The sequence below is a fragment of the Pseudarthrobacter sp. C4D7 genome (assembly GCF_013359725.1).
GTDB lineage: Bacteria > Actinomycetota > Actinomycetes > Actinomycetales > Micrococcaceae > Arthrobacter.
Genome location: NZ_JABFMW010000020.1, coordinates 12,820 through 32,616 on the forward strand (window position 1 = coordinate 12,820; position 19,797 = coordinate 32,616).

Consider the following 19,797-nt stretch of genomic DNA (forward strand, 5'->3'; position numbering starts at 1 on the left):
TTGGCACTCACCTACTGTGCCCGACAAGGCCAGTAAAGTACGAACCGGACTGCCGGCAACAACACGCCAGAATGGATGGCAGTAATGAACTCGAAACAAAAAGATGGTTGGCTATTGGACATGTCAGACCTATTCCAGGATTACTCCGAGGCTGCCGGCCGCACCGGAGCGTACGATGAGATGTTTGCCCCCGGGCAACAGGCCAGGGACTCGTACGGGCAGGTGGCGGAGGCGCTCCGCAAACTCTCCCTTGCGGACGTGAGTGCGCGTGCCGATTCCATGGCACGCACGTTCCTGGACCGCGGCGTAACCTTCGACTACGCGGGCGAGGAACGGCCCTTCCCCCTCGACATCGTGCCCCGCGTCATTCCCGCGGCGGAATGGGATGTCCTGGAACGCGGCGTGGCCCAGCGCGTCCGGGCCCTGGAAGCCTTCCTGAACGACGTCTACGACAAGATGACGGTGGTCTCCGACGGCGTGATTCCCCGCCAGCTCGTGACCACCAGCGCCCACTTCCACCGGCAGGTCCACGGCTTTGAACCGGCCGGCGGCGTGCGGGTGCACATCTCGGGCATCGACGTGGTCCGCGACGCCGCGGGCACCTTCCGGGTGCTGGAGGACAACGTCCGCGTCCCGTCCGGAGTCAGCTACGTGCTGGAGAACCGCCGCGCCATGGCCAAGGGCCTGCCGGAGGCGTTCGGCCAGCAGCTCATCCGCCCCGTGGAGGAGTACCCGCGCCGGCTGCTCTCGGCCCTGCGCAAGACCGCTCCCGCCGGCGTGGATGATCCTACCGTCGTCGTCCTGACCCCTGGCGTCTTCAACAGCGCCTACTTCGAGCACACCCTCCTCGCCGGCCTCATGGGCGTGGAACTGGTGGAAGGCCGCGACCTCATCTGCCGGGGAAACCGCGTGTACATGCGCACGACGGCCGGCGAACAGCGGGTGGACGTCATCTACAAGCGGATCGACGACGACTTCCTGGACCCGCTGCAGTTCCGGTCCGACTCCATGCTGGGATGCCCCGGCCTGGTCAACGCCGCCCGTGCCGGCGGCGTCACCATCGCCAACGCGGTGGGCAATGGCGTGGCGGACGACAAACTGGTTTACAGTTACGTGCCTGACCTGATCCGCTACTACCTCAGCGAGGAGCCCATCATCGCCAACGTGGACACCTACCGCCTCGAGGAAAAGGAAGCCCGGGAGTACACCCTGGACAACCTGGCGGAACTGGTGGTCAAGCCGGTGGACGGCTCCGGCGGCAAGGGCCTGGTCATCGGCCCTGATGCCTCCAGGGACGAACTGGACGCCCTCCGCCAGCGGATCATCGCCGATCCCCGCGGCTGGATCGCCCAGCCGGTGCTCCAGCTCTCCACCGTTCCCACCCTGGGCGGCGACAAGTTTGGTCCCCGCCACGTCGACCTGCGGCCTTTCGCCGTGAACGACGGAGACGACGTCTGGGTGCTCCCGGGCGGCCTGACCCGCGTGGCGCTGAAGGAGGGGTCGCTGATCGTGAACTCCAGCCAGGGCGGAGGATCCAAGGACACCTGGGTCCTGGCCGATTCACCGCAAATGCCCGTGGAAACCGTTCCCCGCCAGTCCGTCACGGTCCGTGAACGCGTCTCGGTGTGGCCGGTGGAAAGCAATTGGCGCGACCGCCAGTCGGAGCAGCAGTGAGCCCGGCACACGGGGCCGTGGCCGCCCTCGCACCATTCCTTGACAACGTTCCGGGCACGCAGGAGGTAGCCGCGAATGCTTAGCCGAATTGCCGAGTCCCTTTTTTGGATCGGCCGCTACGTGGAGCGGGCAGACGGTACCGCCCGCATTTTGGATGTCCACCTGGAACGCCTCAACCACCTCCCCATGGAGGAGCGGAAGAGCGTGGCCCAGGAACTGCTGGCCGTCATGGGCGCCAAGCCGCAGAGCGAGGACTTCGGGCTGCCGGAACTCCTCCATGCGCTGGCGTACGACAAGACCAGCGCCACGTCCATTGCCGGTTCCCTGGGAGCTGCCCGGGAGAACGCCCGCCGTGCACGCGAAACCGTGTCCTCGGGGCTGTGGGAGAGCCTGAACACCACCTACTACGGGCTCAGCCAGCACCGCAAGGATGTGGTGGGCACGTACCGGTTCTGCAACTGGACCCTGGAACGCACGGCCATGGTCAGTGGCCTGGCCGACACCACGGTGAGCCATGACGAGAGCTGGCTCTTCCTGGTCCTGGGCCGCTCCCTGGAGCGTGCGGACATGACGGCGCGGATGCTCTCCACGCGGGACGTCCTGTCCGCGGGCATGTCCTGGGTGAACATGCTCCGCTGCGCCGGCGCCTACGAATCCTTCCTCCGCACCCGCCGTGCCGCGTTTGGAGACCAGCACGCTGCTGAATTCCTGCTGCTGGACCGGCTGTTCCCCCGCTCCATCGTCTACGCGCTGCGGGACGCCGACGAGTGCCTGGCCAAACTTGACCCGTCCGCGCAGCGGGTGGGGTTCATCAACGACGCCCGCCGCATTGTGGGCCAGGCCCGGACCTTCCTTGAATTCCACCGGACCGACGACCTCATGTCCGAACTGCCCGAGCACATGGAGCGGGTGCAGAAAGCAGTGTCCCAGGCCTCGGACGCCATTTCCCGTAAGTACTTCAATCAGGCGGACGAACTTGCCTGGGTGGGAGAAGTGTCATGACCCGGTTGAGCATCGTCCACAGGACGGCCTACAAGTACAACAAGCGGGTGACGCTGTCCTACAACGAGGCCAGGATGACGCCGCTGACGGATTCGCAGCAGGTAGTGCTGGAGTCCGTGGTGAAGGTGTCCCCGTCGCAGGCGGCTGTCAGCACTTACCGCGACTACTGGGGGACCAGGGTCACGGCCTTTGACATGCAGATGCCGCACGAGAACCTTGAGGTGGTTTCCAACATCACCGTCGAGGTGCACCGGGCCGAAAAGATTCCCGCGGAGGCGGACATCGTGGGTTGGGATGAGCTGGCATCCCCGGAGATCCTGGACGCGTTCAGCGACTGGCTGCCGCAGTCCCGGCTCAGCGGCCCGGGCGACGAAGTGCTGGGCATCATCCCCGGCGTCGTGGCAGGGAAGAACCCGCACGAGGCTGCCATGGCGGTCTTCGCCTGGATGCGCGGGGAGATGACCTACATGTCAGGGTCCACCGCCGTCACCACCAACGCGGAGGAAGCCTGGGGCCAGCGGAAGGGCGTGTGCCAGGACCTGGCGCACCTGGCCATCGGTGCCCTGCGCAGCTGCGGCATTCCGGCCCGCTACGTCTCCGGTTACCTGCATCCCCGCTCCAGCGCCGGGATCGGGGAAACCGTGGCAGGGCAGTCACATGCCTGGCTGGAGTGGTGGGACGGGGACTGGCGCAGCTGGGACCCCACCAACCACAAACCCGCCGGGGACTTCCACGTCACGGTGGCCCGGGGCCGCGACTACCGCGATGTGCCCCCGCTGAAAGGTATCCTGTCCGGCGGCGGCGGCTCGGCGCTGAAGGTCAGCGTGGAGATCACCCAGCTCGCCTGACGCAGCAGGTTCCCCGGCCTCCGTCGCCGGGGAACCCGCCGTCGGCCTATTCCGACGCCGACTTGGCTGAACTGCTGATCTGGGTCCACCACGTCATCGGATCGGTGACCTTGAAGCGGCGGCCTGTGACGCTCTCCGGGGTGATGCGCACAAACGCGTCTTTCCGCCCGGCCTGCCAGGGGAAGAGGTACAGCCGGGACGTCTCCAGCACGTCCTCAGTGCTCTTGACCAGGCCCGCGGTGCCCTTGATCACTACGCTCCAGGCCAGGCCCGTCCCGGGGTCCACACCATCAGCCTCAACCGCCACAGGGGCGTCCCCGGAGGCCGCTGACAGTTTGGTTCCCTGGCTGGTGCGGAAAACCAGCGTGCCGCCGTCCACGGTGAAGTTGACCGGGAAGATGTCCGGCCTGCCGTCAACGAGGACCGCCAGCCTGCCCACGGACACAGTCCGCAGCAGGGCCCAGCATTCGTAGTGTTCGAGATTCTGCACTTGGGTGGATGGCTCGTTGCTCATGCCGTGAGCATACCCGCATCACCAGGGGCTGGGCTTGTAATCCTTGAGGAAGACACCGTACTGGTCCTCGCCGTTCTCGCCCATGACAATCGGATCGTAGACCCGGGCCGCGCCGTCCACCAGGTCCAGGGGTGCATGGAAGCCTTCCTCCATGAGCCGGACCTTGGTGAAGTGCGGGCGCTCGTCCGTGATCCAGCCGGTATCCACGGCAGTCATCAGGATCCCGTCCGTATCCAGCATCTCCTTGGCACTGGTGCGCGTCATCATGTTCAGCGCGGCCTTGGCCATGTTGGTGTGGGGGTGCCCGGGGCCCTTGTAGGCGCGGGAGAACTGTCCCTCCATGGCGGAGACGTTGACAATGTACTTGCGCCGGGCCGTGGACCGCTTCATGGCACCCCGCAGCCGGCTGACCAGCAGGAACGGTGCCGTGACGTTGCAGAGCTGGACCTCAAGCATCTCCAGCGGGTCCACCTCGTCCAGCACCTGCGTCCAGCTGTTGATGGTGGCAAGGTCCGGGACCAGGCCGCCGGCGTCGATGGCGGTTCCGGACGCGATGCGCTCCAGGGACGCAGATCCGGTGGACAGAGCCAGGGAGGTGATGGCGTCGCCGGCCAGGACCGGGTGGTCGGTCACGCTTCCGGCCAGGGCCAGCGGGTGCTTGTCATGGGCGTGGCCGAATGTCAGCAGCTCAGGGCCGCCGTTGGCCTCCTCCAGTGCTGCCGGCAGCGGCTCGTCCTCGGCGTCCACCAGGGGCTTGTAGGCGTTGCCGGACCGGCGCACCGTCTGGGCCGCGTTGTTGATGATGATGTCCAGTGGGCCGGCCTGGTCGAGCGAATCGGTCAGGGCCATCACCTGGGCGGGATCGCGGAGGTCGATGCCCACAATCCGAAGCCGGTGCAGCCAGTCGCCGCTGTCTTCCATGGCCGCGAAGCGCCGTGCGGCGTCCTTGGGGAACCGGGCGGTGATGGTGGTGTGCGCCCCGTCGCGGAGCAGCCGCAGGGCGATGTACATGCCGATCTTGGCCCGCCCGCCGGTGAGCAGCGCCCGCCGCCCGGTGAGATCGGTCCGGGCATCGCGCTTGCTGTGGCTGAAGGCGGCGCATTCGGGGCACAGCTGGTGGTAGAAGGCGTCCACCTGCGTGTAGTGCTGCTTGCAGATGTAGCAGGGGCGGGACCTGAGGAGGTGGCCGGCGATCTTCCCGGTGGCGGAGGTCTCCAGTTTGTTGCCGCGGGTTTCATCATCGATCCGGTCAGGGGCGGCGGTGGCCGTCTGGGCAATAACGGCTCGGTCGGCCTCCGCGATCGAATCACGCTTGGTGACCCTGCGGTGGCGCTTGACGGCCTTGAACATTTTCCCGGTGGCGCGGCGTACGGAGACGTAGTCCGGGTGCTCCTCGTCGTATTCGTGGATGGTGTTCAGGACCTTGAGGCAGGCCTGGATGTCCTCAGGGGTCAGATCGGGGGAGCTCATTGGGAAAATTTTACAGCGTACGGCACAGGCCGGGGCACCATGGGTGGTGCCCCGGCCTGCATGTGGCGCGGGAAGGTATCCTGCGGATCAGCCCAGCCGGGCTGCGGGTGCGGCCTCCGCCGCCGCGGCGGCGTGCGTGCCGGCCACCTTGTCTGCGGCCTCGCGCATGGCTGAGTACTGCTCCGCGGCTGCCTTGATGGCGTTGGGCAGGACGCTCAGGTGGCTGGCGGCAAGCTTCCGTTCCTCCTCGCCCGGTTCCGGAACCTCCTGGCCCTTGGCCAGGACGGTGATGCCGGACTCGGTGACCTTGAACCCGCGCGCCCTGTCCAGGTCCGGGTCCAGTCCGATGGCGGCACCGGCCGGGACCTTGACATTCTTGTCCAGGATGGCACGGTTGATGACGGCTCCCTCGCCCACCTGCACCTTGTCCATCAGGACTGAGTCGATGACCCGGCCGCTGGTGGCAACGTAGACGTCATTGGACAGGACGGAGCCTTCCACCACGCCGCCGGAAATCACCACGCCGTTGGCCACAATGGAGTCCAGCGCCGTGCCCACGGTGTTGTTCTTGCCGCGCACGAACTTGGCGGGCGGCGAGATGCTCTGGCGAGTGTAGATGGGCCACTCGGAGTTGTAGAGGTTGAACACCGGCAGCGGGGAGATGAGGTCCATGTGGGCGTCGTAGAAGGAATCGATGGTGCCGACGTCCCGCCAGTAGGTGCGGTCGCGCTCGGTGGAACCCGGGATGTCGTTGAGGGTGAAGTCGTAGACCCCGGCCTCGCCCCGGTTGACGAAGTAGGGGATGATGTCCCCGCCCATGTCGTGCTTGGTGTCCAGCCGTTCGGCGTCAACGTGCAGCGCGGCCACCAGTGCATCGGCGTCGAACACGTAGTTGCCCATGGAAGCCAGGAACTGTGAGGGATCGGCGGCAAGCCCTGGGGTGCTGGAGGGCTTTTCCACGAAGGCGGCGATCTTTTGGGCGTCGTTCTGGTCCACTTCGATGACACCGAACTGGTCGGCCATGTGCAGCGGCTGCCGGACGGCCGCCACGGTGGCCTTGGCTCCGCTGCGGACGTGCTGGTCCACCATCTGGGCGAAGTCCATGCGGTACACGTGGTCGGCGCCGACCACGACGACGATGTCGGGGTTGGCGTCATGGATCAGGTTCAGGGACTGGTAGATGGCGTTGGCGCTGCCCAGGAACCAGCTTTTGCCGACGCGCTGCTGTGCGGGGACGGAGGCGACGTAGTTGCCGAGCTGGGTGGACATCCGCCAAGCTTCGGAGATATGCCGGTCGAGGCTATGGGACTTGTATTGGGTGAGGACCACAATCTGCAGGTAACGCGAATTCACCAGATTGGAAATCGCAAAATCGATAAGGCGGTAGCTGCCGGCAAAGGGCACGGCGGGCTTGGCCCGGTCTGCCGTCAATGGCATCAGTCTGTTTCCCTCGCCACCTGCGAGGACAATGGCCAGGACTTTTTTGGTCAACGGCATAATGGTCGCTCCTGTACGCCTTCGTAACTCCCCAAGACAGTCCGGTAGGCCCGGACTCCTTCACACTAGAACAGTTATGCGTGAACGACTACCTTGGGTCTTGTGCGAATAGACATTGTGACTAAAGAGTTCCCGCCGGAGATCTACGGTGGCGCCGGGGTGCATGTAGCCGAGTTGAGCAGGGTGCTGAGTAAGCACGTTGACCTGCAGGTTCGTGCTTTTGGTGCTCCCCGCGATGCTGATTACCATGGCGCAACCGTGACCTCCTACCAGGTTCCCGAGGACCTCGGCGGGGCCAACGCGGCGGTGCAGACGCTCGGCGTCGACCTGCGCATTGTGCCGGATGTGCAGGGGGCCGACCTGGTCCATTCGCACACCTGGTACGCCAACATGGCAGGCCACCTCGCCTCGCTGCTGCACGGGATTCCGCACGTTCTCAGCGCCCACAGCCTTGAGCCGCTCCGGCCGTGGAAGGCCGAGCAGCTGGGTGGCGGCTACGCCCTCTCGTCCTGGGTGGAAAAGACTGCCTACGAGGCCGCGGCGGCGATCATCGCGGTGTCGGAAGGCATGCGCCAGGACATCCTGCGCAGCTACCCCAACGTTGACCCGGGCAAGGTCCGGGTGGTCCACAACGGCATCGACGTGGATCTTTGGCAGCGTGATGAAAACGACGACGCCGTCCGGGCGCTGGGCATCGACCCCGCCAAACCGAACGTCGTCTTTGTGGGAAGAAACACACGCCAGAAGGGCGTTCCCTACCTCCTGCGGGCGGCAGCAAAACTTCCGGCGGATGTCCAGCTGGTCCTGTGCCTGGGTGCGGCGGACACGCCGGAACTGGCCGCGGAAACGGCTGCCCTGATCGAGGAGCTGCAGAAGCAGCGCACCGGCGTGGTGCTGATTGAACGGATGCTGCCGCGCCATGAGCTGATCCAGGTCCTCAGCCACGCCACGGCTTTCGCCTGCCCCTCCATCTACGAGCCGCTGGGCATCGTGAACCTCGAAGCCATGGCCTGCGGCGCCGCCGTGGTGGCCAGTGCCACCGGCGGCATCCCCGAGGTGGTCCAGCACGGTGAAACCGGCCTGCTGGTGGAGCTGGAACAGGTCACCGACGGCACCGGAACGCCCCTGGACCCGGAAAAGTTCGTGGCGGAATTCGCCGCCGCCCTGACCGAGGTGGTATCCGATCCCGCCCGCGCCCGCGCCATGGGGCAGGCAGGCCGCGAGCGCGCCGAAAAGCATTTCTCGTGGGATTCGATCACGGAGACCACCCTCGAGGTCTACCGCTCGGTGTTGCCGGCCGGCGCCTAAGCGTCCCGGCAGAAGAACCTACGACGGCGCCGCTCCCCTTTGAAGGGGAGCGGCGCCGTCGTTGGTTGGATGGTCTGCGGGACCAGCCAGGCTAGGCCTTCCGGCCCGCCGTCCTGGCAATAAGGACCTTTTCGTCCACCGGGGCCTGCCCGCTGGCCCGCTCGCTGCGGAAGTGCGCCCGGGCCTCGTCCTGGCGGCTCTTTTCGGCGCCCGTGGCGATGGCCGCACGGACGTGGTCTTCGCCGTACCCGAAGGCCTCCACAAGGTCCAGGGCATGGGGGCGGATTTTCTCCAGCAGACGGTTGATGTAGCCGCCCACTGTGCGCGCACGCTGCATGGAAAGGCGGCCGTTCATGAGGTACCAAGAGAGGTTCTTTTCGATCAGGGACAGGCCGAAGAGATCCCGCAGCCAGGTAAGGACCGTCCTGGTTCCGGGATCTTCAACATGCTGCAGTGCGTCGGTGAACGCTTCCCACTGCAGGAGCTCAGCGTGTGCCTGTGCGGCATCGATGAGCTCGTTCTGGTGCCGGTTGAACAGGGCCGCACCCTTTTCCTGCGAGAGGCGCTTGCTGCCCTTCAAGGCGGCACCCGCTTCAGCCACCATGGTCTGGACCCGGTCGGTCAGGAGGGCGCGTTGGCCTTCCTCGTCGCGGAGTGCGATGGCGGCCTTCTGGACCGAACCAGTGTCGGCCATGAACTGGGCCACCTGGCGCAGGCCCGTGCGGTGGACGGCGACGCCGGCTGCCTGGTTCACCACGTACCGGGCCAGCACGCCGAAGTCCACGTTCCTGAATTCCTTGGCGTAGTCGGCCAGCAGGCGCTTGGCCACCAGCTGGAGCAGTACGGTGTTGTCGCCTTCGAAGGTGACGTACACGTCCAGGTCGGCGCGCAGCGAAGCGAACCGGTTCTCAATCAGGAAGCCGGCACCACCGCAGGCTTCACGGCATTCCTGCAGGGTGTCCAGGGCGTGCCAGGTGCTGAGGGGCTTCAGGGCAGCGGCGAGGGTCTCCAGGTCCTGGCGGTCTGCGTCGGTGTCGTGGGCGCCGGAGAACACGTCGTCGAATTTCTGCAGCAGCTGCTCGTGCGCAAAGCTGGCCGCGTAGGTGGCGGCCAGGCGGGTGAACAGGCGGCGCTGGTGCCGCTGGTAGTCCAGCAGGACTTCTTCCTCGGTGTGCGAGGAGGCGTTGAACTGGCGGCGTTCGGTGGCGTACTGGATGGCGGCCTTCAGGGCCACCTTGGAGGCAGCCACGGCCGCGCCGTCCAGGGACACGCGGCCCTGGACCAGGGTGCCCAGCATGGTGAAGAAGCGCCGGCCGGGGCTGGCGATCGGCGACGTGTAGGTCCCGTCCGCGTCGACGTTGCCGTACCGGTTCAGGAGGTTGGTCCGGGGAATGCGGACGTTGTCGAAGTGCAGCCGGCCGTTGTCGATGCCGTTCAGGCCGCCCTTGACGCCGTCGTCCTCCCCGCCGATTCCGGGGAGGAATTCCTTGCTCTTCGGATCCCGGAGGTCCACGTAGAAGGCGTGGACGCCGTGGTTCACGCCCCGGGTAACCAGCTGGGCGAAGACCACAGCGCCGAGGCCGTCATTGGCGGCGTTGCCGATGTAATCCTTCCAGGCGGCGCGGAACGGCGTGTTGATGACGAATTCTTCGGTGCCGGGTTCGTAGGTTGCGGTGGTGGCGATGCTGGCAACGTCCGAGCCGTGGCCGGTCTCCGTCATGGCGAAGCAGCCCGGAATCTCCAGGCTCATGATGCCCGGCAACCACTTGTTGTGGTGCTCGGCGGTTCCCAGATGCATGACGGCGGAGCCGAAGAGGCCCCACTGGACTCCGGCCTTGATCTGCAGCGACGGGTCAGCCACCACCAGTTCCTCAAAACCGGCAATATTGCCGCCGTGGTCGTCAGAGCCGCCCAGCTCCGACGGGAACGCGCGGTGCACGGCCTCGTTGTCCACCAGGTACTTGAGCTGGCCGAAGACGCGGGCGCGGTGTTCCGTGTGCGTCAGGCCTTCGATCTTGTGCAGTTCGGGCCGGGCGGCCAGGTCCCGCGCCTGGAGCCGGACATCGGCCCACTTGCCCAGGAGCTGCCTGCCCAGTGCCTCGACGTCGACGGCGGGGGTGGTGCCGTGGTCCACGGGTTTGGCGGCAGGGGTTGCGGCGGGGCGGAGCCCTTTGTGCGCGGGGCGTTCCACTACGTCAGTCATGTCACAGTCCTTCTTTGGCGGATAACTTGGTGGTTGGTGAAGCGGGGGTGAGTTCAGGGACGATGCCCACGCACAGCCAGGCCGTGATGTAGTGCGCCATGGCATCCTGGTCAGGTTTTGTGGGGGAGTCCGGGGTGCTGAGCCATTGTTCGCCGGCGTTCCGGACCAGTCCGATGGCTGCCTTGGGCCAGTACCCGATGACGGTTTCCGTCACGTCCCCCAGATGCGCGCGCATCGGGGTGGTGATCATGTCAGCGATGGCGTCAAAAAAGGGGCCCAGCGGCCCACCGGCCGCGGCGGGGTGCGGAGCTGCGGCATCACCGGGAGCGTAACTGGTGACGAAGGTGTAGACGTTGGGGCTGGTGCCGGCCATCTGGAGGTAGGCCGAGACCATGGCCAGCAGGCCTTCCCGTGGCGTCAAGGCACTTTGGGCGGCCTCCTGGATGCGGTTCTGCATCTGGCTGAGGACTACTTCGCCCACCGCCTGCTGCAGCCCGGCCTTATCCCCGAAATACCGGTAGAAGACAGATTTCGATGTTCCGGCGGCAGTGGCGATCTCTTCCATGGAGGCATCGCTGCCCAGCGCGTGCACGGCCCGCCGGGCCTGCTTGATCAGTTCCCTGCGCCGCTCCTCCCGGTGGCTTTGCCAGCGTGACGAGCGGCCGTCGGGGCTGGCCTGCGGGGGCAGTTCGATGGTCAGCGGGGAGTGCGTGTCCTGAAGGTTCACGATACCCAGCGTATCAGGTACGCTGGGTATCGGTAACCACCCGTGACCAGAGGAGCGCTCCTATGTCCACAGAAGGACAGTCCATTTCCGCCGGCGGATCAGCCCGGCCTGCCGTCCCGGTGCCCCGCAGGGCGGTGATCGTCGGCGGCAACCGGATTCCGTTTGCCCGGGCGGGCGGAGCCTATGCAAAGTCCTCCAACCAGGACATGCTGACGGCCGCACTGGACGGCCTGATCGCCCGGTTCGGACTTCAGGACGAACGGATCGGGCAGGTGGCAGCGGGTGCCGTCCTCAAGCACTCCCGTGACTTCAACCTCACCAGGGAGGCGGTCCTGGGATCGGCGCTGTCTGCTGAAACCCCCGTCTACGATCTCCAGCAGGCGTGCGCCACGGGCCTTGAAACCGTGGTTGGCCTCGCAAACAAGATCAAGCTCGGACAGATCGATTCCGCCATTGCCGGCGGCGTGGACTCGGCGTCCGACGCGCCGGTGGTGGTCAGCGAGGGGCTCCGCGACGCCATCCTGGACCTTCACCGGGCCAAAACACTGCCGCAGCGCCTGCAGATCCTCAGCCGGCTCCGGCCCAAGGACCTGGCCCCGGTTGCCCCCGGCACAGCAGAGCCACGTACCGGGCTGACCATGGGCGAACACCAGGCACTGACCACGGCACAGTGGAAGATCACCCGGGAAGCGCAGGACGAACTGGCACTGAACAGCCACCGCAATCTTGCTGCAGCCTACGATGCCGGATTCTTTGATGACCTGATGACCCCGTACCGGGGACTGACCCGCGATGCCAACATGCGGGCTGACACGTCGCTGGAGAAGCTCGCGTCGCTGAAGCCCGTCTTCGGCCGCAGCCTTGGTGCGGATGCCACCATGACCGCGGGCAATTCCACCCCGCTGACGGACGGCGCTTCCACGGTGCTCCTGGCATCGGATGAGTGGGCCGATGCCCGCGACCTGCCCAAACTCGCAGCCGTCGTCGACGCCGAAGCTGCCGCCGTTGATTTCGTCCACGGCAAGGACGGGCTGCTGATGGCTCCCGTCTTCGCTGTCCCCAGGCTCCTCGCCCGGCAAAACCTCACCCTGGCCGACTTTGACTACTTCGAGATCCACGAAGCCTTCGCTGCCACCGTCCTCAGCACGCTGGCGGCATGGGAGGACGACGAGTTCTGCCGCACCCGCCTCGGGCTGGACAGCGCGTTGGGCAGCATCGACCGTTCCCGCCTCAACGTCAACGGATCCTCGCTCGCGGCGGGCCACCCCTTCGCAGCCACCGGCGGACGCATCGTCGGCACCCTGGCCAAGATGCTCCACGCCAAGGCCGCCTCCACCGGGCGTCCAGCGCGGGGCCTGGTGTCCGTATGCGCGGCCGGCGGCCAGGGCGTCGTCGCAATCCTGGAATCGCTGTAGGAGGCTTCCGTGGCAGATACGTACACACAACTCGTCAACAGCGGCCCGGGCCGCAACCTGGCCAGGAAGCTCGGCCTGCCCCAACCTGCCGTCCTCCGCCGCTACCAGCCGGGACAGCCTCTGGTCACCGGCCCCGTCGTCGTCCTGGGGGATACTCCGGGCGCGGACAAGCTCGCTGCCGAACTGCTGTCCTGGAACCTTGACGTCCGGCGCCACGCGGTCCCTGCCGAAAAGCTGGGTGCCATCATCATGGTCCTGGATGAGGTTGGGCACCCCACCGACCTGGAAAAGCCGGTCCTCGCGGCGGCAGGTTCCCTCCGGGACCTGCGGGCCGGCGGCCGCGTCATCACGCTCTCGCGCCCGGCGTCGGAAGCATCCACACCCGAAGCCGCAGCAGCGCGGCAGGGAGTGGACGGCCTCCTGCGCTCCCTCGCCAAGGAACTGCGTGCAGGTGCCACCGGCAACGGCGTGGTCCTTGCCGGAGACACCACGGCCATCAGTCCCAGTACATTGGGTGCCGTGAGGTTCTTCCTCTCCGGCCGGTCCGCGTTCGTGGACGGACAATTCCTGACGGTCTCCTCGGAGGACGGCAGCCTTCCCGCCGACCCGGAACAGCCGCTGGCAGGCAAGGTGGCCGTCGTTACGGGCGCGGCCCGCGGCATCGGCGCCCAGATTGCCCGGACGCTCCACCGAGACGGCGCCACCCTGATCCTGGTGGACATACCCGCAGCGGGTGACCAGCTGGCGGCAGTAGCCAACGAGGTCCGGGGAACAACGCTTCAGGTGGACATCACCGGGGCCCACGCCGGCCAGCGCATCATCGACCATGCCGTCCAGCGGCATGGCCGCCTGGACATCGTGGTGCACAATGCCGGGGTGACGAGGGACAAACTGCTGGCCAACATGGACCCGGCCCGGTGGAACTCGGTCATCAACATCAACATCGCCGCCCAGCTCCGTATCAACGAGGCCCTGCTGGCATCCGAACATTTCAGGGTGTCCCCGCGTATTGTCTCGGTTGCCTCCACGAGCGGCATCGCCGGGAACCGCGGACAAACCAATTACGCCGCATCCAAGGGTGGGGTCATGGGAATGGTGCGTGCCACGGCCCCGTTGATGGCACCGCTCGGCGGCACCATCAACGCGGTGGCTCCAGGCTTCATCGAAACCGAGATGACCGCGCGCATCCCGTTCGCTGTCCGCGAGGTGGCACGGCGGCTGAACTCCCTGCAGCAGGGCGGCCTGCCGGCCGATGTCGCAGAAACCATCGCGTTCCTGGCCAGTGATGCCGCCGGCGGTATCAACGGGGAGGTGCTGCGGGTGTGCGGGCAGAACCTGGTGGGGGCATGACGGCCCAACAACCGGTGGTCCTGGCCGAAATGCCGTCGTTGTCCAAGCTCTACGTCAATGCCGCCGCGCAGGCGGCGCGGCGCAGGCTTCTGGGCGCGCACGACTCCTCCGTCCTCCCGGCGGAGAGCCACGAAGTCCGGGGCGTTACCGTGGGGGTCGAGAACCTTACGGCCTACCAGCACCTCATCGGCGAAACGGCCAGTGACGTACTCCCTGCCGGTTTCATCCACGCCATCGCGTTCCCGTTGGCCATGAGCGTGATGAACCGCGATGACTTCCCGCTGCCCTTGCTGGGAATGATCCACCTGGGCAACAGCGTGGAACAGAAATCCCCGCTGGTGTTCACCGATGTGCTTGACGTGACCGCACGGGTGGAGAACCTTCGCGGACACCGGGCCGGGACCCAGGTGAACGTTGTGGCGGAAGTCCGGCGTGCCGGTTCCAGCGACGTCCATTGGCGCGGGGTGTCCACCTACCTCGCCAAGGGAGTGTTCCTGCCCGGCATCGACAAACCGACGGCGGTGCCGCCCAAAGCTGATTTCACGGCACCGGACCCAACAGCGCTGTGGCACCTGGGCGTGGACACCGGCCGTGCGTACGCAGCAGTCTCGGGAGACTTCAACCCGATCCACCTGAGTGTTCTCTCGGCCAAGGCCCTGGGCATGCGGCGGTCGATTGCGCACGGCATGTACCTAGCCTCGCGGGCGCTCGCGGACGTCGGACCCGCCCGGGGCGACTCGTTCCGGTGGGACGTGGCGTTCGAGGCTCCGGTGTTCCTGCCCTCGCGCGTCGCCTTGGAGATCGGGACGGAACAGAGCGGGTCAGGGGCCTGGAAGCACTCCAGTTTTGTTGCCTGGAGCCCGCGTTCGGGGCGTCGCCACTTCAGCGGGACGGTGTCCGCCCTCTAGCCCGGCCAGGGTTCGCGCCGGCCAGGGGTGTGACCTGGCTCTGGCCCGGGGGCGGACGTGTCACGCGGCCCTGGGGCCGGTGCCGGCCTGATCCTGGGGCCGGACCGCCCGGAGGATCCGGTGAAGGCTGAGCAGGACCGATTCTGATGCAGCGACGGTACCTTCCGCAGCCGGCCGGCCGGCGGTGGCGGCCATGCAGGCTTCCACCGCCGCCTTGGCAGCATTGAAGGCGTCGGTCCATTCCTGGCTGTCACCCTCGGTATGGACCGACAGCAGCTTTCCGGTTGCGGTGACGGCGTCCGCCAGCGGGCCGTTGTCCTGCAGAGGAATGGCGTAGGGTGCATCGTCCTCGTAAATAACATCCGAAAGGACATCCGTCATGTCCTGGATGTGGAACGTAACGCGTTCCAGGTTCTGCAGTTCGCGGTAGTCCTGGTCCATGTCACGCGGGTGCAGCTTACGGCGGGGGTTTGCCCTGCGGCTTGCGTCCGCTTCCTTCACCAAATGACGCACCGACCGCGCAGCCTCAGCCAATTCATCTGACCGTCGTGACCAGTCCTCGTGTTCAGGAGGCCACTTTTCCTTTAGGGCTGCGCCCATGTCCGTGAGCTGCCGGCCAAGGGCCTGGCGCAGGTCGGCCATGCTCGCCGCCGCGGCGTTAAGGTGCAACGGCGGAAAAATCAGGAAATTCACCGCGATACCCACCGCCACGCCGGCAGCCATTTGTACCAGGTATCCGTAGGAGAAATCTTCGGCATTGCTGCCCCCGACCAACAGAACCAGCAGGGCCGCCGTCGGAATCCAGTCACTGCCGGATCCGATGCCCGGCAGGCCGCCCAGCAGCACGCCGATGCCCATGAACAGGGCGACGGTCAGTGGCGACGGATGGGTAATGCTGACCAGGATAAAGGCAAGCCCGATTCCGACGGCCAGGCCGGCCAGCGCCTGCGCCCCCTGTTTCACTGACCCTGCGACATTGTGGTACATCGCCACCAGTGCCCCCAGCGGCGCGTAGTACGCGTAGTGCGAGGCGGCGCCCGGCATGAACGGCGCGATGGCGAAGGCCAGTCCTGCTGCGATGGCCGCTTTCCCCGCCAGCTGCAGCCGCTGTTCCGCGAAGGCAGCGGAAAGCCCCGCCACCGATTGTTTAAGAAGTTGGGTCCCCCGAGCCCACCGTGCATCCGGCCGTGCCTGAGTATTGCCCATCCGGATAACAGTAGGGCCGCAGGTGGGTCAGGACAAACCTGCTGTTGAGCGCCTCACAGCGGCGGCCAGGCGGTGTGCCCTGCCCGGAGTTCGGCCCTCTTCCGCGCGCCGCGGGATGTAACCGAAGCCCAGGCCGTAGGACGGATCGGCAAAGCCGAGGGCTGCGTTTGCGCCCTCGTGGCCGAACGCACGGTGGCTGCCGAAGTTCCGCGAGGGATGGGGCTTCATGAAAACGACGGCGAAGGCATTGTCCAGGCCGGAGGAGCGGTCCAGGCCCCAAACCTGTTCCCTCGACATGGCGTTGACGGTCCCGTCTGTGAGGAACGGGTCACTGCCTTGGACGCCCGTGGTGGCTGCCGCGTACAGCCGTGCCAGTCCATCAGCGGAGCCCACACCGCCGGCCGCTGACATTCCCGCTGCGCGCACGGAGCGGATATTGGGCAGTTCCATGATGGTGCTGACCGGGGCGTTGCTGTTCATGCCATCGAGGCTGAGCGGATCGATCCAGGTGTCCGCCGGGGCGGCGTCGTACAGGACATCCCGGTACCTGTTGTCCTGGCTTTCGGGCAGCCCCAGGTAGAAATCCACATCCTGCGGCGTCCGGATCCTCGGGTCATAGATGTCCTGCAGGGTTTCGCCGGTGCTCCGCCGGCACAGCTCCTCCATCAGGATGCCGATGGTGAGCGCGTGGTAGCCGAACTGGCGGCCGGGCTCCCAGGATGGAGCGGCAGCGGCGAGCCGGGCGGCGGCCCGGGACGTGGTGAATTCGTCCAGGCCAAAGCCGCCCTCAATGCCCATCAGCCCCGCCTGGTGGGACAGCGCCTCCCGGACCAGCAACCGGTCTTTGCCGTGTACGGCAAATTCCGGCCAGTAATGCGCCACGGTCTGGTCCAGGTCAAGGACACCGTCCTGGACCAGCAGGGCAATGACCAGTGCGGCGACGCCCTTTGAACAGGAGTAGGCGCCGGTCAGCGTGTCCGGCGCCATGTCAGGACCGCCCGTCAGGTGCACCACCGGCATCCCGTTCCGGTAGGCGGCAAGTTGTGCGCTGTAACGGGAGTCCTCCGCAAGGAAGGACTCAAACAGTGTCAGGACGTCCTCATACCCCGGCGCGACGAAACCCAAAGAAGTCTGCATGGTTCCCAGTCTAGGAGGAAAGCGATTTCCAGCCTGCGGTTGACCGTTAGGCGTTGGCTCCGTGTCCCGGGGCGACTTCCTCGCCCGGACGGACAGGTCCCGGGGGAGTGCCATCCCCGAACGGGCGGCCTCCCAGGGATTCCCGGCCGTGCTCCGACATCCATCCCGCCAGGTCAGGCCCGACGGGCACAATGCCGGTGGGGTTGATGTCCTCGTGTACCACGTAGTAGTGCCGCTTGATCTGCACGAAGTCGATGGTGTCGCCGAAGCCCGGGGTCTGGAAGAGGTCCCGCGCGTAACCCCACAGGTTGGGCATTTCGCTCAGCTTTTGCCGGTTGCATTTGAAGTGTCCGTGGTAGACGGGATCGAACCGTGCCAGCGTGGTGAACAAACGCACGTCCGCTTCGGTGATGGTGTCACCCACCAGATAGCGCTGCTGCGAAAGGCGCTCTTCAAGCCAGTCCAGGGCGGTCCACAACCGTTCGTACGCTGAATCGTAGGCCTCCTGGGACCCAGCGAAGCCGCAGCGGTAGACGCCGTTGTTGACCTCCGTGAACACCCGTTTGTTGACCTGGTCGATTTCAGCGCGGAGGTGGGCGGGATACAGCTGCGGGGCGCCCGGCCGGTGAAACGCTGTCCACTCGGTAGAGAAGTCAAGCGTGATCTGCGGGAAGTTGTTGGTCACCACTTCGCCGCTGGGCACGTCCACAATGGCCGGTACGGTGATCCCGCGTGGGTACCCCGGGAAGCGTTTGAAGTAGGCCTCCTGGATCCGCTCTATGCCCAGGACCGGGTCCTTTCCGTCCGGATCCAGGTCGAAGGTCCAGGAGCGCGCGTCGTGTGTGGGTCCGGGCTGGCCGAGGGAGATGGCGTCCTCAAGCCCCAGCAGCCTGCGGACTATGACGGTGCGGTTTGCCCAGGGGCAGGCCCGTGCGGCGATCAGGCGGTAGCGCCCGGCTTCCACCGGCCAGCCCGGTTCACCGTTGCTGCCGGGTGCGGCATCCCTGGTGATGCGGTCCTCGATGTAGTTGGTGTCCCGGGTGAATTCGGCCCCACCTGTCACATAGGCTCCGCGGGTACTGTGCCCGTTGGTCTGGTCAGTCGCTGCGCTGGTGCTTTCCGTTTCCTGGCTCATGACCCAAGCCTATGCTGGCCGCCGTTGCAGCCAGGGCGCCTCACAGCAGGATTGTCACGATGGGCCGCGAAGCCACCACCCATGATCCGGCCACGATGAGTGTGAACAAGGCAATCCAGATGACTGAAGGAATGGAGGTGGCGCGGTACAGAAGATATGCGTCGGAGCTGCTGAGGCGGTCCCGGCGGCGGAGGTGAACATCGGTGAGCTTGAGCAGGTCGCGGACAGAGGCAACGAGAAGTGCGAGGCCGAAAATGACGGCGGCGTGTCCCGTAAAGGAAGCCGGTGCAAGGAACGTGAGCCCAGCCGTTCCGCCGAGTGCGGCACCGGTGATGAGGAATCCGGCGAGGTTGCGGAGGAACAGGAGCGAAGCGGCCAGGACCAGCGTGCTGACAGCCATGGCTGCCGGTCCCCAACCATTCAGGCCGGACCAGACAAAGGCGGCTCCCGCCAGGGCAGGCACCGGGTACCCCCAGAAACAGGACCAGGCGGCTGCCAGCCTGCTCCTGCTGTAAGTGGTGGTGGTTCCGGAATGGTCCAGCCGAAGCCGGATGCCGGAGAGCCGCTGCCCGGTGGTCAGGGCAGCAAAGGCATGGCCAAGCTCGTGGGTGGCCGTGGCGAGGAGGCCGAAGTAGCGCCAGCTTCGCCGGGGAACGGACAGCCCGACGGCGGCTGCCAGCGACAACAGCAGTTCCACCCACGTGATGGTGGGCACGCTTGTTTGGGTGAACGCCGCACTGAAGGTGGTCCATAAGCTGGCAGGGCTGTCCAATGTTGCCTCCTGGGTGCCGGGCCGGCGTCGTGCGTACCGCCCAACGCTACGCGTCTGGGCTGGGTGCACGCCGAACACCGGCGGCAGAGATGGAACCGGTCGGCTTAAAGCCGAAAGGCACGCCTGGTACGGCGTGCCTTTCGGACGGGACAGAGCGGGCCTGCCCCTCGGAAAGCTGCTTGGCTAGCCTTCGCACTCGGTGCAGTAGCTGTGGCCGTCCTTTTGCCGGGCAATCTGGGACCGGTGGCGGACCAGGAAGCAGGAGTAGCAGGTGAATTCATCCTCTGCCTGCGGGATGACCTGGACTACGAGCTCCTCAGCGACGAATTCGCCGCCAGGGACCCCGGCGCCGTCAAGCCCGTCAGCTTCGTCCAACTCCTGCACAACACTGCGGGCGTCGGGAGCATTCGCTGACTGGAGCTGCTCGAGGGAGTTGTCCTGCGATTCCTTGACGTCGGACCGCAGTTCATCGTAATCGGTTGCCACTTTGGGTGCTTCTCTTTTCTTTGATTGGCTGTCGGGTATGAAACGTACAGCATCAAGCCGGTATTCCCCAACAGGAAGCGTAGATCTGCTGCAGGTTGGGTAGGGATCCAAAAGGAGCGACAGCAGGTTTCCCACCGCTGCGCGG

General features: G+C 66.2%; 17 protein-coding genes. 7 read left to right on the forward strand and 10 right to left on the reverse strand.

Translation table 11 applies throughout. From position 1 onward, the window contains the following. The first annotated feature begins 120 nt into the window (after nt 1-120). From HNO81_RS13995 to HNO81_RS14005, 3 genes are all read left to right on the forward strand, one after another. Complete coding sequence (locus tag HNO81_RS13995) at nt 121-1,674, forward strand: circularly permuted type 2 ATP-grasp protein (protein WP_175318717.1); 1,554 nt, start codon at nt 121-123, stop codon at nt 1,672-1,674. A 75-nt stretch (nt 1,675-1,749) separates the two neighbouring features. Next, the gene (locus tag HNO81_RS14000; RefSeq protein ID WP_141160461.1) at nt 1,750-2,676 is read left to right on the forward strand and encodes an alpha-E domain-containing protein; all 927 of its coding nucleotides are present in this window, start codon (nt 1,750-1,752) and stop codon (nt 2,674-2,676) included. After that, nucleotides 2,673-3,524 carry a transglutaminase family protein gene (locus HNO81_RS14005; protein ID WP_175318718.1) on the forward strand — a complete coding sequence of 284 codons (852 nt, stop codon included), beginning with the start codon at nt 2,673-2,675 and terminating at the stop codon, nt 3,522-3,524. The genes HNO81_RS14000 and HNO81_RS14005 overlap by 4 nt, the downstream gene beginning before the upstream one ends. A 46-nt stretch (nt 3,525-3,570) precedes the next feature. Here HNO81_RS14005 and HNO81_RS14010 read toward each other — a convergent pair whose 3' ends face one another. From HNO81_RS14010 to glgC, 3 genes are all read right to left on the reverse strand, one after another. Continuing rightward, a complete protein-coding gene (locus tag HNO81_RS14010) occupies nt 3,571-4,038 on the reverse strand; it encodes a pyridoxamine 5'-phosphate oxidase family protein (protein ID WP_175318719.1) in 468 nt (155 codons plus the stop codon). An 18-nt stretch (nt 4,039-4,056) separates the two neighbouring features. Further along, the gene (locus HNO81_RS14015) at nt 4,057-5,508 is read right to left on the reverse strand and encodes an SDR family NAD(P)-dependent oxidoreductase (RefSeq protein ID WP_175318720.1); all 1,452 of its coding nucleotides are present in this window, start codon (nt 5,506-5,508) and stop codon (nt 4,057-4,059) included. An 87-nt stretch (nt 5,509-5,595) separates the two neighbouring features. Then, the gene (gene glgC / locus HNO81_RS14020; protein ID WP_175318721.1) at nt 5,596-7,005 is read right to left on the reverse strand and encodes a glucose-1-phosphate adenylyltransferase; all 1,410 of its coding nucleotides are present in this window, start codon (nt 7,003-7,005) and stop codon (nt 5,596-5,598) included. Nucleotides 7,006-7,107: 102 nt separating this feature from the next. Here glgC and glgA point away from each other — a divergent pair, with 102 nt between their 5' ends. Beyond that, complete coding sequence (gene glgA, locus HNO81_RS14025; protein WP_371818266.1) at nt 7,108-8,313, forward strand: glycogen synthase; 1,206 nt, start codon at nt 7,108-7,110, stop codon at nt 8,311-8,313. Nucleotides 8,314-8,404: 91 nt separating this feature from the next. Here glgA and HNO81_RS14030 read toward each other — a convergent pair whose 3' ends face one another. Beyond that, nucleotides 8,405-10,516 (reverse strand): acyl-CoA dehydrogenase, encoded by a 2,112-nt coding sequence (locus HNO81_RS14030; RefSeq protein WP_175318723.1) that lies wholly within the window; start codon nt 10,514-10,516, stop codon nt 8,405-8,407. Between the two features lies 1 nt (nt 10,517). Continuing rightward, nucleotides 10,518-11,243, reverse strand: a complete 726-nt coding sequence (locus HNO81_RS14035; protein ID WP_175318724.1) for a TetR/AcrR family transcriptional regulator — start codon at nt 11,241-11,243, stop codon at nt 10,518-10,520. 62 nt (nt 11,244-11,305) lie between these two features. Here HNO81_RS14035 and HNO81_RS14040 point away from each other — a divergent pair, with 62 nt between their 5' ends. The 3 genes from HNO81_RS14040 to HNO81_RS14050 are packed head-to-tail and all read left to right on the forward strand — an operon-like array spanning nt 11,306 to nt 14,916. After that, the gene (locus tag HNO81_RS14040) at nt 11,306-12,658 is read left to right on the forward strand and encodes an acetyl-CoA C-acetyltransferase (RefSeq protein ID WP_175318725.1); all 1,353 of its coding nucleotides are present in this window, start codon (nt 11,306-11,308) and stop codon (nt 12,656-12,658) included. Between the two features lie 9 nt (nt 12,659-12,667). Beyond that, nucleotides 12,668-14,008: a 3-oxoacyl-ACP reductase gene (locus HNO81_RS14045; RefSeq protein WP_175318726.1), complete on the forward strand. Its 1,341-nt coding sequence runs from the start codon at nt 12,668-12,670 to the stop codon at nt 14,006-14,008. Further along, nucleotides 14,005-14,916, forward strand: coding sequence for a MaoC/PaaZ C-terminal domain-containing protein (locus HNO81_RS14050; protein WP_175318727.1), 912 nt, complete (start codon nt 14,005-14,007; stop codon nt 14,914-14,916). Before HNO81_RS14045 ends, HNO81_RS14050 begins: the two co-directional genes overlap by 4 nt. Nucleotides 14,917-14,976: 60 nt before the next feature. Here the strand turns inward: HNO81_RS14050 and HNO81_RS14055 are convergent, their stop codons facing one another. From HNO81_RS14055 to HNO81_RS14075, 5 genes are all read right to left on the reverse strand, one after another. Next, nucleotides 14,977-16,056, reverse strand: coding sequence for an FUSC family protein (locus HNO81_RS14055; RefSeq protein ID WP_175318728.1), 1,080 nt, complete (start codon nt 16,054-16,056; stop codon nt 14,977-14,979). Between the two features lie 93 nt (nt 16,057-16,149). Continuing rightward, nucleotides 16,150-17,259, reverse strand: coding sequence for a serine hydrolase domain-containing protein (locus HNO81_RS14060; RefSeq protein WP_175318729.1), 1,110 nt, complete (start codon nt 17,257-17,259; stop codon nt 16,150-16,152). Between the two features lie 46 nt (nt 17,260-17,305). After that, on the reverse strand, nt 17,306-18,394 hold the full coding sequence (locus HNO81_RS14065; protein ID WP_175318730.1) for a glutathione S-transferase family protein: 1,089 nt from the start codon (nt 18,392-18,394) through the stop codon (nt 17,306-17,308). A 40-nt stretch (nt 18,395-18,434) separates the two neighbouring features. Next, entirely contained in the window at nt 18,435-19,166 is a 732-nt protein-coding gene (locus HNO81_RS14070; protein WP_175318731.1) for a M50 family metallopeptidase, read from the reverse strand. A 183-nt stretch (nt 19,167-19,349) separates the two neighbouring features. Then, the gene (locus HNO81_RS14075; protein ID WP_018761323.1) at nt 19,350-19,652 is read right to left on the reverse strand and encodes a DUF4193 domain-containing protein; all 303 of its coding nucleotides are present in this window, start codon (nt 19,650-19,652) and stop codon (nt 19,350-19,352) included. Between the last annotated feature and the right edge of the window lie 145 nt (nt 19,653-19,797).